This window comes from Pseudomonas sp. ICMP 8385 (genome assembly GCF_002699915.1).
Classification (GTDB): domain Bacteria; phylum Pseudomonadota; class Gammaproteobacteria; order Pseudomonadales; family Pseudomonadaceae; genus Aquipseudomonas; species Aquipseudomonas gessardii.
Genome location: NZ_LKBY01000146.1, coordinates 48,880 through 66,684 on the forward strand (window position 1 = coordinate 48,880; position 17,805 = coordinate 66,684).

At 55.9% G+C, this 17,805-nt stretch carries 2 protein-coding genes; both read left to right on the top strand.

Features of this window, described 5'->3' with window-relative positions:
• The first annotated feature begins 4 nt into the window (after positions 1 to 4).
• Complete coding sequence (locus tag AO268_RS28870) at positions 5 to 304, top strand: two-partner secretion domain-containing protein (RefSeq protein WP_099170629.1); 300 nt, start codon at positions 5 to 7, stop codon at positions 302 to 304.
• Positions 304 to 17,805, top strand: coding sequence for a hemagglutinin repeat-containing protein (locus tag AO268_RS28875; protein ID WP_257154482.1), 17,502 nt, complete (start codon positions 304 to 306; stop codon positions 17,803 to 17,805). Before AO268_RS28870 ends, AO268_RS28875 begins: the two co-directional genes overlap by 1 nt.

Genomic DNA, 17,805 nt, shown 5'->3' on the forward strand with positions numbered 1-17,805 from the left:
TGGCGTGCCCAAAAGCGGCCTGGCGCTGATCCTGGCCAACGCGCTGTTCTGGCAGCCGCTGCTGGTCCAGGCCGAGGGCATTGTGGTCAGCGGCCCGGGCACGACGCTGGGCGCGGCGGGTAATGGCGTACCGGTGGTCAACATTGCCACGCCCAATGGCAGCGGCCTGTCCCACAACCAGTTCAAGGACTACAACGTCGGTGCCAACGGCCTGATCCTCAACAACGCCACAGGCCGCACGCAAGAAACCCAACTGGGCGGCATCATCCATTCAAGGACTACAACGTCGGTGCCAACGGCCTGATCCTCAACAACGCCACAGGCCGCACGCAAGAAACCCAACTGGGCGGCATCATCCTCGGCAACCCCAACCTCAAGGGCGGCGCCGCCAATATCATCCTCAACGAGGTCAACGGCGGCAGCGCCAGCCAGTTGCGCGGCTACACCGAAGTGGCGGGCCAGTCGGCCAAAGTCATCGTCGCCAACCCCTATGGCGTGACCTGCAACGGCTGCGGCTTTATCAACACCCCCAACGTGACCCTGACCACCGGCAAACCAGTCATCGTCGCCAACCCCTATGGCGTGACCTGCAACGGCTGCGGCTTTATCAACACCCCCAACGTGACCCTGACCACCGGCAAACCCATCCTCGATAACGGCCGCCTGGACCGCTACCAGGTCGATGGCGGCGCCGTGACCATCGACGGCCAGGGCTTGAATGCCGACAACGTTGACCGCTTTGAGATCATCACCCGTTCGGCCAAGATCAATGCGCAGATCAATGCGCGCAACCTGACCGTGATTGCCGGGCGCAATGACGTTAATGCACAGACCTTGGCTGCCACGGCGCGTGCTGACGATGGCAGCGCCAAGCCGGAACTGGCGATTGACTCGTCGGCGTTGGGTGGGATGTATGCCGGCGCGATCAGGCTGTTGGGGACTGAGGCTGGTGTTGGGGTGAAATTGGATGGCAGCTTGATTGCCAGTGGCGGTGATATCCAACTGGATGCCAATGGCCAGTTGAAGATGGCGCAGGCCAAAACCGAAAACGGTGCGATCAACATCAAGGCCGCCGGTGTACAGACCCAAGGCGCGGTGCATGCCGCCACCACACTGGCTGTGCAAAGCGCCGGTGACCTGCACAACCAGAACAACCTGAGCGCCCGTGATCGCATTACGTTGATTAGCGGCGGGCAGTTGACTAACAGCGGGATTGTCGAGGCTGGGGTCAATCTGGATCTGAGCCGTAATACCAACGGTGATCTCAAGCTCAGCGCGCAAACCATCAACAACAGCGGCAGCAGCCTGGTCGCCAGCCGTAACCTGGACGTCAGCGCAGCACAAACCCTGAACAACCAGGGCGGCACTCTCAGCGCAAAACAACTCGTTACCATTAATGCGGGCACTCTGGACAACCAGAACAAAGGCCGTGTGTTGAGCACAGACAGCCTCGACCTCAAAGCCGATCAAGTGCTGAACACCACCGGCCTGGTCGCCAGCGACGGTGCTCTTAGCGCAAACGTTGGCCAGTTGAATAACCGCAACGGCGAACTGTCGAGCCTCGGTCTGGCTAGTTTGCAGGTGGCGACCCTGGATAATGTCGCGGGGCTGGTGTCAGCAGGGCATTCATTGACCTTGAATGCAACTGCACACATTAATAACCAGGGCGGTCGCCTTACAGCAAACCAAGCGGTAAGCGTGAACGCCGGATCGCTGGATAACAGTCAAAAGGGATTGCTGACCAGTCAAGGTACACTCGGAATCACATTGAGCGGTACTCTCGCCAATCAGCAGCAGGGGCGAATCGAAGCCATCGGTTCCACAGGGATCTCAGTCGGCGCGCTGGACAACCAGCAGGGTGGCGTACTGACCAGCAGTCAGGCCCTTGAATTGAATGCCGGAGCGGTCAATAACCGCGAAGGAGGAGCGATTACCAGTGCCGGTACCCTACGTGCTCATGTCACCAGCCTTGATCAGCATGATCAGGGACGAATCTACAGTAACAGCGATCTAAGCCTGGATCTAAGCAATGGCCACCTCGATAACCGCAGCGGTGGCTTGATCAATGCCAGTGGCCAATTGGCGCTGACTCAGTTGAACAGTGTCGATAATCGTGGTGGTGAAATCTCCAGTGCTCACGGTTTTGATCTGGCAGCACAGAGTCTGGACAACCGTGGCGGCAGATTGCTCAGTGATCAGGCTTTGGGGCTGCGCATCGCACAGACCTTAAATAACGGTACAGGCCTGATTACCTCTACGGGCTTGGATATTGATGTTGCCAGCCTGATCAACAATCAGCGCGGCCAAGTGCATAGTCGCGACCGCCTCAACGCTCGTGTCGGGGGATTGCTTGATAACCAAAGCGGTCGTGTCAGTGCCGACTCAAATGCACAGTTGACGCTGGGCAGCCTCAATAACAGTGCTAACGGTCAACTCTCCAGCAAGGGCGATCTGAGCCTGAACCTCAACCGAGGTCACCTGAATAACCTGGGAGGCTTGATTAGTACACCAGGGAAATTGCTGCTGACCCAACTCAACACTGTCGATAACCAGGGCGGTGAAATTTCCAGTGTCCGAGCCTTCGAGCTGGTTGCTGATCAGATCGACAATAGCGCAGGCCGGTTGCTCAGTGAGCAAGCCTTGAACGTGCGAATTGCTCGTGTATTGGACAACGCCAAAGGCTTGGTTTCGGCCAAGATTCTAGATGTTAGGGCCGGTAGCCTGAACAACCAATCCGGAACCTTCAGCGCGGCAGAGGGGCTAACTCTGCAGGTTGATGCGCAGGTTGATAACCGTAGTGGGAAGTTGCTTGGCAAGGATCTGGGGCTAGTCCTTGGCACACTGAGTAACGATCAGGGTCAAGTCCAGGGCGATTCGACGCTCAACCTGCGCACAAGCGGTGCAATCAGCAACCAGGCAGGTTTACTCGCGGCCGGACGTAATCTGAGCGTTGGCAGTGCCAGCCTGGACAACCGTGGCGGCACACTGACCAGTGACGCGACGCTGACGGCGCGTATTGCAGGGGAAATGTTCAATCAAGCGGGGTTGGTGGGGGCTGGGACGGATCTACTCCTGGCTGTTGACAGCCTAGACAACCAGGCGCAGGGCCGTATTACCAGTAAAACTAATCTGACTTTGAACGCGGCCCAACTAGACAACCGCAGCGGTCGGGTCGCCACCGTTGGTGTGCTCAAACTCAACGCTACCCACCTGGATAATCGTGATGGTGGTCTGCTTAGCGCGGGCAAAGGGTTGGATATGAATGTCGATGCTCTGGACAACCAAGGCGGAGAGCTTTCAACGGCCGGCAACTTGAGTCTGACGGGGCGGCAGTTGGACAATAGTAACGCTGGGCGTTTGCTGGCCGATGGTGATTTACACCTGACCGTGATGCGGCTAAAAAACTCGCTCAAGGGGAGCATCGCAGCTCAGCGGCAATTACAACTCGCCGGGAGGACGCTGGACAACAGTACGGGGGGGAGCCTTTATGCCAAGCACCAGTTGGGGATGGTGCTCGCCGGAGAGGTGAATAACACCCAGGGTTCACTCAAAAGTGATGGGCTACTGGTTCTTGATGCCGCCGGTTTATCCAACGATAGGGCGGCCTTGGCCAGTATCGGTGAAATGCAGATCAACACCGGCACCTTGAGCAATCGAGGTGGTCGTTTGAGCAGTGCGGCCAATCTCGGGGTGAAGGTTACGGCGCTGGACAACAGCGGTGGTGGGCACGTCTCCAGTCAGGCGGACGTAAGCCTGGACCTTCAAAACGGCCATCTTAATAACCAGAGTGGGATGATCAATGCTCCTGGGCGATTAGTGCTTAAGCACCTCGCCACAGTCGATAACCAGAAAGGTGAAATTTCCAGTGCCGGTGCCTTTGAACTGTCGGCAGCGGCTCTGAATACCACGGACGGCAAGGTACTCAGTCAGCAGGCGCTCACCTTGCGTATTGCTCGAGCCCTGGACAACACCCGTGGGTTGATATCGGCCGCCTCTGTACAGGTGAACAGCGGCAGCCTGGACAATCAAGGCGGGAAGCTGAACGCCAGCTCCGACCTGAACCTCAACATCGATGGCTTACTGAGTAATCGTCACGGCGAACTCCTTGGACAGCAGTCGATTCTGGCGGTGGGCACACTGGACAACCAACAGGGTCGAATCCAGGGTGATAAGCAGCTGGATGTGAGCAGCCAGGGAGCCATCAGCAATCGCAATGGCGCACTGGCTGCCGGAAAGCTCCTTACCATTAACGCCGACAGCCTCGACAACAGCGACGGGAAACTCACTAGCGATGGTGCCCTGACGGCACAAGTTGCGAGCGCCTTTCTCAACCAGACTGGGCTGCTAGCCGCCGATGGTGCATTGCTGCTGAAGGCCGAGAGCCTGGATAACCAGGTCAAGGGACGAATTACTGGCAAAGCCGATGTGCAGTTGGTCGTGGGCAAAGTCGATAACCAAGGTGGCAGTATCACCTCAATAGGTCAGTTGCAGGTCAAGAGCGACGAGTTGGATAACCGTCAGGCCGGTTTGCTCAATTCGGGCAAGGCCATGGACCTGGCCATTGACCAACTGGACAACCGTGGTGGTGAAGTCTCCAGCGTCACGAAGCTGAACCTGACAGGACGACAGTTGGATAACAGCGGCGCCGGTCGTGTACTGGCCAACGGCACTATTCAACTGACCCTCGACAGGCTGAACAACCAACTCAAAGGCCTGATTTCCGGGCAGCAGGATGTCACGCTCAAAATCAGCGAGCTGAATAATGGCGCACAGGGCAATCTCTACGCCAAACGCAACCTGACTCACATCGGAAGTTTGGATAACACTCAGGGCATCGTACGTAGCGACGTAGCATTGCAATTGCAAGGCGTTAGCCTGATTAACGATGGCGGGCGTATCAGCAGTGGTGGGCCACTGTTGTTGACAACTGATGGCGCTATTAGCAATCAGAATGGTGACGTGCTCAGCGCCGGTACCTCAACATTGGCCGGGGCCAGTGTCGACAATACTCAGGGCCGGATCGTAGCGGATGGTGCGTTGCAACTGACAACCGGAGTCTTGCTCAACCAGCATCAGGGTCGCGTTACCAGTGCTGACCGCCTGGACCTGACTGCGACCACTGTGGACAATCGGTTCAAAGGCCGTATCGCCAGTGCCCAAGACCTCAAAGCTAGCATCACTGGCCTGGACCAGCGCGGTGCCGGTGAGCTTTACAGTAACAGCGCGTTGACCCTGGACATGAACCATGGGGTGCTGAATAACGCCGATGGCTTGATCAATTCCCCAGGGGTGTTGCTGCTGAAAAATCTGAGCAGTGTCGACAACCGCAATGGTGAAATCTCCAGCGCACAGGCATTCACGTTGACCGCTAATAGTCTGGATAACAGCGGCGGCGATCTGCTCAGTGATCAAGCTTTATCCCTCAAGCTTGAGAAGGCGTTACTGAACGTCAAAGGGCTGATATCGGCAGCAGGGCTTGAGCTCGATGTGACACGTTTGGACAACCGTGAGGGTGGCATCAGCAGCTCTTCGGATGCGCGGCTGACCCTCAAAGAGGACCTGCTTAACGATCAAGGTGAGATCGTCAGCAAAGGGCGCACTCAGTTGACAGCTGACCGTCTGAGCAATGCCAAGGGGCAAGTGTTGGGCGATACCAGCCTGGACTTGAGGATCAAAGGGGCCGTGGGCAATCAGGGCGGTACCCTCGGCGCTGGAAGCCTATTAGAGGTCAGATCTGCAAGCCTTGATAACAGCCACGCCGGAAGCTTGGTCAGTAACGGCCAACTGAACGCGAATATTGAAGGGGTACTGGACAATCAGACTCAAGGCCGGGTGCTTGCCAAGGGGGCTATGGAACTGCGGACAGGTAGCCTGGATAACCGCGAAGGACGGCTGACTGGGCAAGGTTTGCTGACTCTGCACAGTGCAAACGTGGATAACCGCAGCGGAACGATCCTTGCCCAGCAGGACCTGCAACTCAACGTGGGGCAGCTAGACAACCAGTTAGGCCTGCTCAGCAGCAGGTCAAGCCTGGGTTACACCGGACAACAGTTATCCAATCAAAAGGGTTTGATCAGTGCCACAGGACCCTTGCGACTGAACGCCGATGAGGTGCAAAACGCCAGTGGTCGTATTGCTAGCGAAAGTGATCTGACGGCCACTGTTGAGGTACTGGCTCAACAGGGCGGCGAATTGGTGGCTAGGGGCGATTTGAGTCTGACCGCCACCTCTCTGGATAACCGAAACGGTGGTTTGGTAGGCGCTACAAAAGCGCTGACACTAGCTATCGACCGCGTGGACAACCAAGCAGGCGAAATTTCTAGCCAGAGCAGCGTTGATCTGAGGGGGCAACGCCTTGATAACAGTGGCGGCAAACTCTTGGCTGGCACCACTCTGGAACTGGCCATGACCCATGTGATCAACCAGGCCAAAGGCATGGTGTTCGCTCGGGACAGTCGCTTCAATGGGGCACGCCTGGACAATGCCCAAGGCACCTTTGCCGGGCAACAGTCACTGAATATCGCGTTGACTGCCGCCCCCGGCACCGAGCTGGATGGGCGCGTGGATAACCAGCTTGGACAGATCAGCAGTGAAGGTGCGTTGCAACTGGTCAGCACGACCCTGAACAACAACGCAGGGGCGGTTTCTTCTGCGGCCGATCTATTGCTCACGACCAGCGGCGCTATTACCAACCAAGCCGGTGTTGTGGAGACCGATGGCCGCCTTGACGTGCGTAGTGCACAACTGGACAACGGCCTGAAGGGACTTCTCAACAGCCGAGGTGCGCTAGCGCTGAAAACCGGTGTGCTCAATAACGATGGCCGTGTCACCAGTGCCGATAGCCTGGATCTGACGGCCACCCAAGTGACTAACACTGGGCGTATCGCCAGCGCCAAAAATCTTATGGCTAATTTGGCTGGTCTGGACCAGCAGGGCGGTGAGCTGTTCAGCAACACGCAGCTCAATCTGGACGTTAATCACGGTCAGTTAAACAACTTGGGCGGTCTGATCAACGCACCGTTGTTGATGTTGAAAAACCTGGTTGATGTGAACAATCAGCGCGGTGAGATCTCCAGTCAGCAAGCCCTTATCCTAAAGGCACGTAATCTGGATAACGGCGGCGGTAAGTTGATCAGTAATCAGGGGTTGTCCCTCCAGGTGGATAACGCCCTGGGCAACGCTAAAGGGGTGATCAGCGCCGCTACGGTTAACAGTGACAGTGCTCGTTTGGACAATAGCGATGGCCTGCTCAGCAGTCGTGGGCGCCTAGAGCTTTCCGCTCGCCAATTGATCGATAACCAGCGGGGCACCTTGACCGCCGATGGCAGTTTGTTGCTGTCATCTGCCAAGTTGGATAACCGTGGTGGTGAAGTGAAGGGCAAGGCTTTGGTTAGCGCCACTGTCGACAACGTAGATAACCAGGAAGGGCAGTTGATCAGCGCCACAGCGCTTGAGGTGCATGCTACGTCCCTGGATAACCGTAAAGGCCTGGTAGGCGCAACAAAAGCACTGAAACTTGAGACGGGCAGTGTCGACAACCGAGGCGGCGAGTTGGCGAGCACTGCCGAACTGAATATAACGGGGCAAACGCTGGATAACAGCGACGCCGGGCGGATTTCTGCTGGGCAGGCACTGAATCTTACCGTTGAGAAGCTACTTAACCGTAATCAGGGCCAGCTCAGTGTTCAGCGCTTGATGTTCAGCGGGCAAAACCTGGATAACAGCGGCGGTAAAATACTCGCACAGCAGTTGCTACAGCTTGAGCTCAAGGGTGAGCTGAACAACACCCAGGGTCTGCTCAGCAGTGAAGGTCGTCTGGGTGTCAATGCGGCCAGCTTGATCAACCGGGAGGGCAGTGTTTCCAGTGCACAAGCGCTGGAGCTGGGCCTGACAGGCTTGGTGGATAACCAGAGCGGCCAGGTAGTGACCGATAGTACCCTACATCTGCGCAGTGCCAGCCTGGGCAACCAGCAAGGGGTGATCAGCGGTAAAGCGGCGGTCTCTATCCAAACCGGTGTGATAGACAATATCAAAGGGCGCCTCAACAGCGGTGACACCCTGGATCTGCAGGCTGATCGACTGAACAACGGCGCCGGTAGCATCGGTAGCGTCCAGGCTTTGACCGCTAACGTCAATGGTCTCGACCAGCAGGATGGCAAGCTGTTCAGCAACACTCGCCTGACACTGGACTTGAACAACGGTCAGTTGAGCAACCGAGGTGGACTGATCAACGCGGCCGGGCCGCTTGTACTCAAAAACCTTAATGGCGTGAACAATGCTGGTGGCGAAATTTCCAGTGCCCAGGCGTTCAATCTAGCGGCTCGAAACCTGGATAACAGCAATGGCCGACTCCTCAGCAACCAAGGCCTGTCCTTGCGTATCGACCAGGCTTTGAGCAACGTCAAGGGGATGATCGGCGCTGCCAGCCTCATCGCTAATGCCGCTTCTGTTGATAACAGCGGCGGCACCTTAACCAGTCGTAGCAACCTTGAAGTGACTAGCGCAGGCCTGCTGAATAACCAGCAACAAGGTCTGATCAATGCCACGCAAGCGTTGACTGTCAACACCGGCAATCTGAACAACCAAGGCGGCAGCTTGCTCGGCACCAGCGCTTTGACCCTCAAAGCCATGGCCCTGGACACCAGTGCTGGAGGCCTGATCAACAGTCAGGGCCGCCTGGAGTTGACGGCCCAATCTCTGAACGCCAGCGAGGGTGGTGAAGTTTCAGCCAAGGGCGACATGGACCTGACTCTCACGGCGATGGAACTGCGTAGAGGCAAGCTGTTAGGTGATCAGCGCCTGACCGTGGATCTGGCTGACGGTGATTTAGACAACCGAGGCGGGTTGATCCATGCCAAGGGACCGCTGACCTTGAACCGTCTGCGCGACGTGCAAAATCAGGGTGGAGAATTGTCCAGCCAGTCCAACCTGAGCCTGACGGGCCGCAACTTGGACAACAGTGCAGGCAAGCTCATCACTAATCAGGTACTGACCGTCAATACTTCCGGGCTGGTCAACCAGAACGGTCTGATGTCTGGCTGGCAGGGGTTGAACGTAGTTGGCTCCCGCCTGGACAACCGTAACAACGGCACGCTCTCGAGTCGAAACGGTGCTCTTGACGTTCGCCTCAGTGGTGGCCTGCTCAACAGTGGTGCGGGGGCCCTGGTTAGTCAAGGGCGTTTGGGTGTTAGTGCAGCGAGCCTGGACAACAGTGATAAAGGCATTATCTCCAGTGGGGCACAGCAAACCCTGGGTGTGATTGGCTTGCTGAATAATACTCAAGGCGGCTTGATCGACAGCGGGTCAACGCTTGACCTCAGCGCGGCTGACCTGGACAACACCGCCGGCAGTATCAGTGCCCAGCGTAACTTGAACCTGTTGGGTGGCAACCTGATTAACGCCAACGGAACGGTGCTGGGCAATGACCACCTGGTGCTCGACCTGAGAGGTAATCTCGGCAACGTCAACGGCAAAATCGCTGGCGCTCAGTCGCTGGTGGTCAAACAGGCTATCGAGATTGATAACCGCGGTGGTCAATTGGCCAGCCAGGGTCGGACTTCACTGACGATGGGGGGCTTGAATAACAGCCAGAGTGGCACAGTAGCTGCCAAAGGGCCGCTGGCAATCAATGCCAGCGCTATCGTGCAAAACAATGCTGACGGTCTAATTTACAGCCAAGAGGGTGACCTACAAGTCAAAGCCTTTGCTCTGACTAACGCTCAAGGTGTGTTGCAGGGGCAGAACGGCCTGCGAGTCGAGGTCAATGGCGGGCTCGATAACCAGCGCGGCAAAATTATTAGTCAGACCGGCGACCTGAATCTCAAGGCGAGCAGTGTTGACAACCGTGGTGGTGTACTCGCCAGCCTCAAGGGTGATCTTGAAGCTGGTGCTGTCGGTGTGCTCCGCAATGGGCATGACCTGAGCAGTAGTCATCAGGGCGGTGTGATCCAAGGCCAACGCCTGCTGATCAACGCAGGCCATCTCGACAATCAGGGCGGTCGCATTTCGGCTTTATCAGGTAGCGCTCTGCTGAACGCTACAGCGCTCAACAACCAACAGGGCACGCTGTACGCGAAGCAACTGATGCAAGTCCGTGGCGGCAGTCTCGATAACAGTACCGGACAAATTGCCGGTAACCAGATAGAGCTAGGCCTCAATGGTCAACTGACTAATCGCAGTGGTCTGATCGAAAGTGCAAGCACCCTGAGTCTGGCGGCGGATGCCCTTGATAACCAGGGTGGCAAGCTGCGCGCCCTTGGTCTTACGGATAAGACAGATTTCCAGATCGGTGGCGTGTTCGATAACCGCAATGGCATTGTAGAAACCGCCAACCAGAACCTGACCCTTGCGGCTGCCAGTTTCCAGAACAACGGCGGGCAACTACTCCACGTGGGCGAGGGCACTTTTGATATCTCCCTGCCCAATGTTACTGGGGCTGGAGGCACCGTCGTCACCCGCGGCGGCCTGACCTTGAACGCTGACACCTGGACTAATACCAGCGTCATCCAGGCCGGGCGTTTGAACGTCAACGTCAATAACTTTACCCAGACTGAAGCCGGACAGTTGCTGGCATCGAAGCATCTGGAAGGTAAGGGCGGTGCCTGGATAAATAAGGGGTTGATTGCCAGTGATGGCAGTCTCAACTTGGAGTTGAGTGGTCTTTACGGTGGTAGCGGTCGTGTCAGCAGCGTGGGCTCTTTGGGTTTGAGCGCCGCCGCTCTAAACCTTGACGCAACCTCGAGCATTGTCGGTGGTCAGGACAGCAGTATCCGTGTTGCGGGTCTTTTGACGAACCAAGGACGTGTCAGCTCGGTGGGTAATCTAGCGATTAACGCCGGTACTCTAAACAACTACGGAACCTTGGGTAGTAATGATGGGGTGCGGATCAATGCACAAACATTACTCAACGAGCGTGGCTTGATCGTCAGTGGTGGGGACATGTCACTGCTGGCAGATAATCTGACCAATAAATATGCCGATGTTTACAGCTTGGGGACGCTGACGGTCGCGCGAGATGACGCAGGAAACTGGGCGAATCGCCTGGACAACATCTCAGGCAACCTGGAAAGCGCTGGAGATATGCGTCTCAGTGTTGCAGATATAGAGAACAAGAAAGACTTTTTTAACGTCTCCTCGACCTTGGTGTCGGGTGCAATCGGGATGAGGGGGACTTCCCGGTGGGGCGGCCACATGGTCCTGCTTGAGGAGTATGAGTCCAAGGTGGATTCGGATGCTGTTTCCGCAAGCATAGCATCTGGAAGGAACCTGCAAATTCAGGGGCGTAATCTTCAGAATTCTGCCTCTGTGATATCCGCATCCGGTGATATCAACGCAACGCTTGAAAACTTCAATAACGTCGGGGCGATGCTGGGTAATTACTCAGTGCTCAAGTCGTTTGATCTTCCAGACCTCAGGCAAGAGAAGTACATATTACCTTACTGGCGCTCGATAATGGCGTACAACGCCGCTAATGACCCGGCCTATACGTTGCAAGGCGCCGGCCCGAATCGTGCCGGAACCATGCATTTCTGGGATCAGAATTGGAACGAGTCGATGGTGGCTCCGTACACTCGGGCCGGAGGAACTGCTCAGCGACACACCAACCTTATTTTCGGTTGGAAGAGTTACCAAGTGTTTAATGTTAATTTCCCGGCCTTGTTCCCAGCACCAAGCTACAACGCTGGCACCAGGTCGCCGTTACCTGGCGCAGTAAGTGGCGCCCATTTCTATGATGAGCGAACCGTATCTAAGCCAGGTAGTTCGGGAGTCGCCGAAGCGATAGTCCAGGCCGGCGGCACTGTACAGATCAATGCCACCAAGAATTTGGTCAACAGTGTGATTCGAGAAGGGCAACCCGTATCGGTCGGTTCAGGTCGAGGGTTTGATGCCTCTCGACCCGTCGCCAGCACCGGCGTGGTGATCAATGTCAATTCACAGTTGCCACCGGATCTTGCTCAGCAGCAGGTCAATCCGGTAGCCCTGCCAGGCTTCAGTCTGCCCACTGGCACTAACGGGATGTTCCGCCTTAGCGGTCAAGCGAGCGACAACGCACAGTCTGCACGCGCTAATACCGGCCCACAAAGCTGGACTATGGGGGGGGCCAGTATCGGTCTGGCCGAGCGCCAGGATCGTCAGCCGGCTCTTCAGGCCCGTAGCTTTGCAATAGATGACGTCACCCCACAAAGCGCCAGCGCCCAGCAATTGGATCCGACGGCCCGCCAAGTCAGCGGCGTATCTGTCAGCGGTAAAACGCTAAACACCGCAGGTGGGAGTGATATCAACAACGGTGGTACCTGGACGCCTGGTCAGATTATTGCGGGCAATATGGCCAAAGGCGATGGAATAAATGCCCTAAATCCGTCCACAGGTTTGAGTCAGCCAACGGTTGTAATCACTGGGCCTGGCGACCAGCCGAGTTCGTCCATAGTTGAACGTGAGACGCAAATTCGCATTGCTACACCGAGCGGACCGCAGCCTACTCAGACAGGGCAATTTGATCCTACCAGGCCGACTATGAGTATTCCTGGTGTGACGCCTGTGGGCCAAGGTGTCCAGCCAGTAGTCTCCACGAATACGCAGAATCAGGAGATTCGCCCAACCCAAGTGGCCACGGTAATTGCCCAACCGCTCGACGCCGGTGAACAAACCATCTCGGCCGGTAGCCAGACAATCAACCGGGTACAAGGTGTTCCCGTGACCTCGCCGGCGTCCCAGTCTCATAAGTACCTGATCGAAACCAACCCCGTACTTACCGACCTCAAGCAGTTCATGAGCTCGGACTATCTGCTGCAACGTCTGGGCTACAACCCCGACGACAGTTGGAAACGCTTGGGCGATGGTCTCTACGAACAACGGCTGATTCAGCAAGCCGTACAAGCCCGTACAGGTCAACGCTTTATCGATGGACAAAACACCGACGAGAAACTGTTCAAATACTTGATGGACAACGCCATCAGTAGCAAGCAGCGACTGAATCTGGCGGTAGGCGTTACGCTGACATCGCAACAGGTCGCAGCTCTGACCCACGACATCGTTTGGCTCGAACAGCACGAAGTGAATGGCGAAAAAGTCCTAGTCCCAGTGCTCTACCTGGCTCAAGCTGACAATCGCCTTGCTCCAAATGGTGCATTGATCGCCGGTAACGACTTGAATCTGATTGCCGGAGAAAACCTGAGCAACGCCGGCACCCTGCGAGCGAGCAACAATCTTTCAGCCAAGGCGGGGAATGACCTGACCAACAGTGGTTTGATTGAAGCCGGTAATCGTCTGGATCTGTTGGCAGGCAACAATATCGTCAACAAGGCCGGCGGCATTATTGCTGGCCGTGACGTGACACTCACGGCAGTTAAGGGTGACGTGATTAACGACCGTGCGGTGACTGTCGGTGGCAACGGTCCATCGGGACGACGCGACTACCTCGATAGCACCTCAAGGATTGAGGCGGCTAACGACCTGTCCATCAAAGCCGGGCGCGATGTATCCAACGTCGGGAATGTGATGCAAAGCGGACGTGACACCACCATTGTTGCCGGGCGTGATGTACACATTGATGCAGTGGAGCAACGTAACGCTCTCGACCTGGGCCGGCAATTACGTACCGAAACCGTGACACAAACCGGGGCCACCTTGGAGTCCGGACGTGATTTGAAGGTGACGGCCGGGCGCGATTTTACTGCGATTGCCAGTCGGGTCGACGCCAAGCGTGATGTGAGTATTTCGGTCACTGAAGACCTGAGTATTTCCTCTGCGGCGAATGAGCAACACTCGTCCAGCCAATCCAAGAAAGTTACACAATCCAAGGACCATATAAGCCAGGTCTCCAGTGTCCTTACAGCGGGCCGCGATGTGTCGTTAAGTGCGGGTAAGGATCTGGAACTGACTGCCAGTCGGGTCACGGGGGGCGGCAATGTCGCACTGGAAGCTCAGCGTGATTTGAGTGTCCTATCGGCGTTGGACGAGGATGCATCGTTCTACTCGAAGAAAAGCAAAGGCTCATTCGGGCGCAGCAGTAGTAAACAACAAGAGAGTTATCACAGCACCAACGTGGCCTCTGTCGTCGAAGCGGGTAAGGACCTGACGCTCAATGCCAGCAAGAAAACCGACGGCGGTATGAACATCGAAGGCGGGCGTGACGTGACTGTGATCGGCAGTCAGTTGAAGGCCGGCGGCGATATGTTGCTCGGTGCCACTGGCGATATCGCAGTGTTGTCGGGTGTAGAGGAGCATGGCTCGTACAGCAAGAAGACCAAGTCCGGATTCCTCGGATTATCCAAGAGCGGTAAGAGCCAGTTGCAAACGACAGCAAGCCAGGTGGGCAGTGAGCTGGATGCCGGCAACGATCTGGTTGTCGCCGCAGGCAACGATGTACGCGTGCGGGCCAGTGAGATCAGTGCTGACAACGATGCCGAGTTGAGGGCTGGGTTGGTGAATAACAGCGGCGATATCAACCTGATCTCTGCCAATGACACAGCGTATAGCCGCAGCGAAAAATACGAGAAAAAGACGGGCTCTATTTCTGGAGGGTTCCTGGCGATTACCTCGGCCAAGAAAGCCGGGCGCGAAGCCCAGAGCAGCACCAGTGTCGGTAGCCAGGTCGCGGCGGATCGCGATGCAAACTTGCAGGCTGAGCGCGATATCAACCTGGTGGGCAGCGGGATCAGTGCCGGGCGTGACGTTAGCCTCAATGCAGGGCGCGATGTCAATGTACTTGCTGCGCAGAACAGAACCAGCGAGCGCGACTGGCAGAAAACCAAGCAGACCGGTATCGGCGTGTCGAGCGATGCTAATGGCGTGACCTTGTTTGTGGGGGCAGATAAAAGCGCAGAGAAAAATCGCCTTGAGCAGCAAACAGCGGCAGCCAGCCAGATCAGTGCCGGGCAGGACCTGGCGATCAAGGCCAAGCGGGATATCAATCAGCGTGGGGCTGATCTATCGGCAGCCAATGACGTTGATCTGAGAGCCGGGCGGGATATCAATATTGATGCGGCGCGTGAGCGTTTGTTGGTGGAGCAGCAGCGGGAAAAGGAGCGTAATGGGTTGAGTCTTGCGATCAACCATAACTATGGCGACACCAAGGATGCAGTACAAGGTGCCGGGAAAGGAGAGGACAGTGTCAGCAAGGGTTCCAGCACGCTAAAGGCTATCGATGGAGTTGCTCAATTTACGAGCGGTGCTACCCCCGATGGTAAGTTCGGTAATAGTTCACAGGGCACAACCCAACAAGTTGTCGAACAAACCAACCGTTCCTCAACGCTCAGTGCAGGCAATGATATCAATCTGTCCGCAGGTAACGATGTCACGATCAAAGGAAGCGAGTTAGGCGCAGGGCGTGACATCAACATTCAAGGACGTGATGTCACCCTCGATGTGGCTAAAGGCGGAGTAACTGTTGAAAACAATGAGCGTCAGAGTTGGAGTGGGCTTCATGGCGGTGTCAGCGGTGGATTCAAGGTGGGGGTCGGTGGTAGCCACGGCGTAGCCAGTCAAGATCACAATCGCGAGTCTTCCGGTGCAACGGCGTTGGATGCGGGGCGCAATGTCAATCTTAACGCGAGCAACGATCTGAGTCTGGTCGGCACGCAAGTTAAAGCTGGTCGCGATATTGATCTGAAGGCCGGCAATGACTTGAACATTGGTGCCTCTCATAACAGCTATGTGAAAGAGGACACCAGGAGTAGCGGTGGGGGCGAGGTCGGATTTGCTGCGCAAGACGGTGCAATCGGTGTTTATGCCAGTGTGAGTTTGGGCAAGGGCGACCTTGAACGTGAAGGCGTGAGCCAGCAGGAAGCCTATCTGTATGCCGGTGATCGTTTGGGCTTTGACAGTGCCCGAGATACTAACATCGCAGGTGCTCAACTGCGGGGCGACAATGTTGTAGGCCGGGTTGGTAGGGACCTGAATGTATCGTCTGTAGCGGATACCGGTAAGGTCAAAGGTAAGGAATTTGATGTCAGTGCGACGGTTACCGTCGGGTTTGGTTTTAGCGTAAGCGGCTCAGTGGGCTACGGTCAGACTAGTGGTAAAACGAATTGGATTGAAGATCAGACGCGTATCACGGCCAAGGACACCGTGGATATCCGTACGGAGAAACATACCCAACTTGATGGTGCCCTGATTGCTGCCGATACCGGCAAACTCAAACTGGATACGGCAACCCTCGGCTTCTCCGATATTGCTGGAGAAGATAAAGAGCATGGGTACTATCTGAATCTGGGTGGGACTTACAGCCAGAGCGGTCGTGCTACTCAAGACTCCAGTCAGGTCAGTAAAGGCAAGGACCAAGCAAATGGCTGGAGTGCTACCGGTTGGGAGTACGACAAGGATCGTGAACAAACTGTTCGTGCCACGGTGGGGCCGGGGGAGGTTGTCGTTCGCGACGATGCCAAAGCCGGTACGGATGCCACTGCCGGACTGAATCGTGATACCAGTAAAGGATATGAAATCACCCGCGACGATGAGTCTCGAACAGACCTGTATGTCACGAGCTCGTCGATCGATGATGTGCGCCATCCCATAAAAACGATCAAGCAACGTGCTGTTGAGCTGTATAACTACGATAAACAGACCCAAAAAAACTGGGATGCGGCGAGTAACGGGATGAGCGCCGTCATCAATAAGGTTGAGGCCGCGCTCGGTCGTAAGATGGATGCGGGTGTGCTTGCTATCGGCGGCAAAGACTTGGCCGAGAACACCCTCGAAGCGCTTATCCTCTCCGGCAAAAGCCGCAACGCTGCCATGGATATGATGAAAGACCCTGGCTTTCAAGATGGGGTCCTGAAGCAGCTTAATGAAATCATGCATGTTAATGATGCTGATCTGAAAGCGGTGGAAGCACAGATCAAGCCAGGGTTGGACAAGTACATCCGTCAGGCAAATGAGTTACCACCTACAAACGTCACGGAGAGGAGAACTGCCCAGCAGGAAACTTTAGACTTTGTATCCAATATAAATCAGTACATTCAAGCCAATCCGGACAAGGCTGAAACGGTCGGTTACGTCCTCGCAGTCGCCCAGGGGCCAAAGGGCATGATGCAGATGGTTGTGTCAAAAGCCATCGAAAATACGTCCTATGGCGAGAAGCTGGCTCAGAAGGTGGATGAGCTTCAGACTAGGATGGGCAAGGCGCTGGCGGACCAAATGCTTGGTGTCTCCGAGCCGGAAGATCAGCTTAATGCGGCGAAGCCAGACGACCAGAGGCTCATCGGCGGCGGGGAATTGCTGATCAGTGTATTGATTGGTGCGGTACCGGGGGGGGCGAAAAGGAACGAGCGTGTATCTGTTACCGTCAAGGATAAGCCCACCGGAGGGGGCACTGAAAGGTCCCCTGAGGTGGCCTTGGGTGCAAAAGGAGTGCGTGCTCCCGTAGTTAATCCGACACCAGCGCAAGTGGCCACTGCTGAGAAGTTGGGTGTTGATCCACGGTGGGTAAAATCTGACGGAAGTCCCGATTGGCCAACGAAAGCAAATAATGGTTTCGATGGCGGATTCGATGGGCCGCCGAGGGTTGCTGAGCTTCAACCAGGCCAGACGTTTGATAGGTACGGTGGCCGATTTGATGAGAAGGGTAATTTTACTGATCAAGGTAAATTTGTGGCACCGAAGGATGTGCCGTTTGATCAGCGCGCTTTGCCTGACTCGAGCCTGAAATCACCATATCAACAATATGAAGTTATAAAGCCTATTCCAGAGGTAAACTCCGGAAATGCAGCACCGTGGTTTGGAAAGCCAGGCGGGGGAACGCAGTATCAATTACCTATGAGTATTGATGAGTTGCTGAAGGAAGGCTTCATCAAGCCAATAAAATAA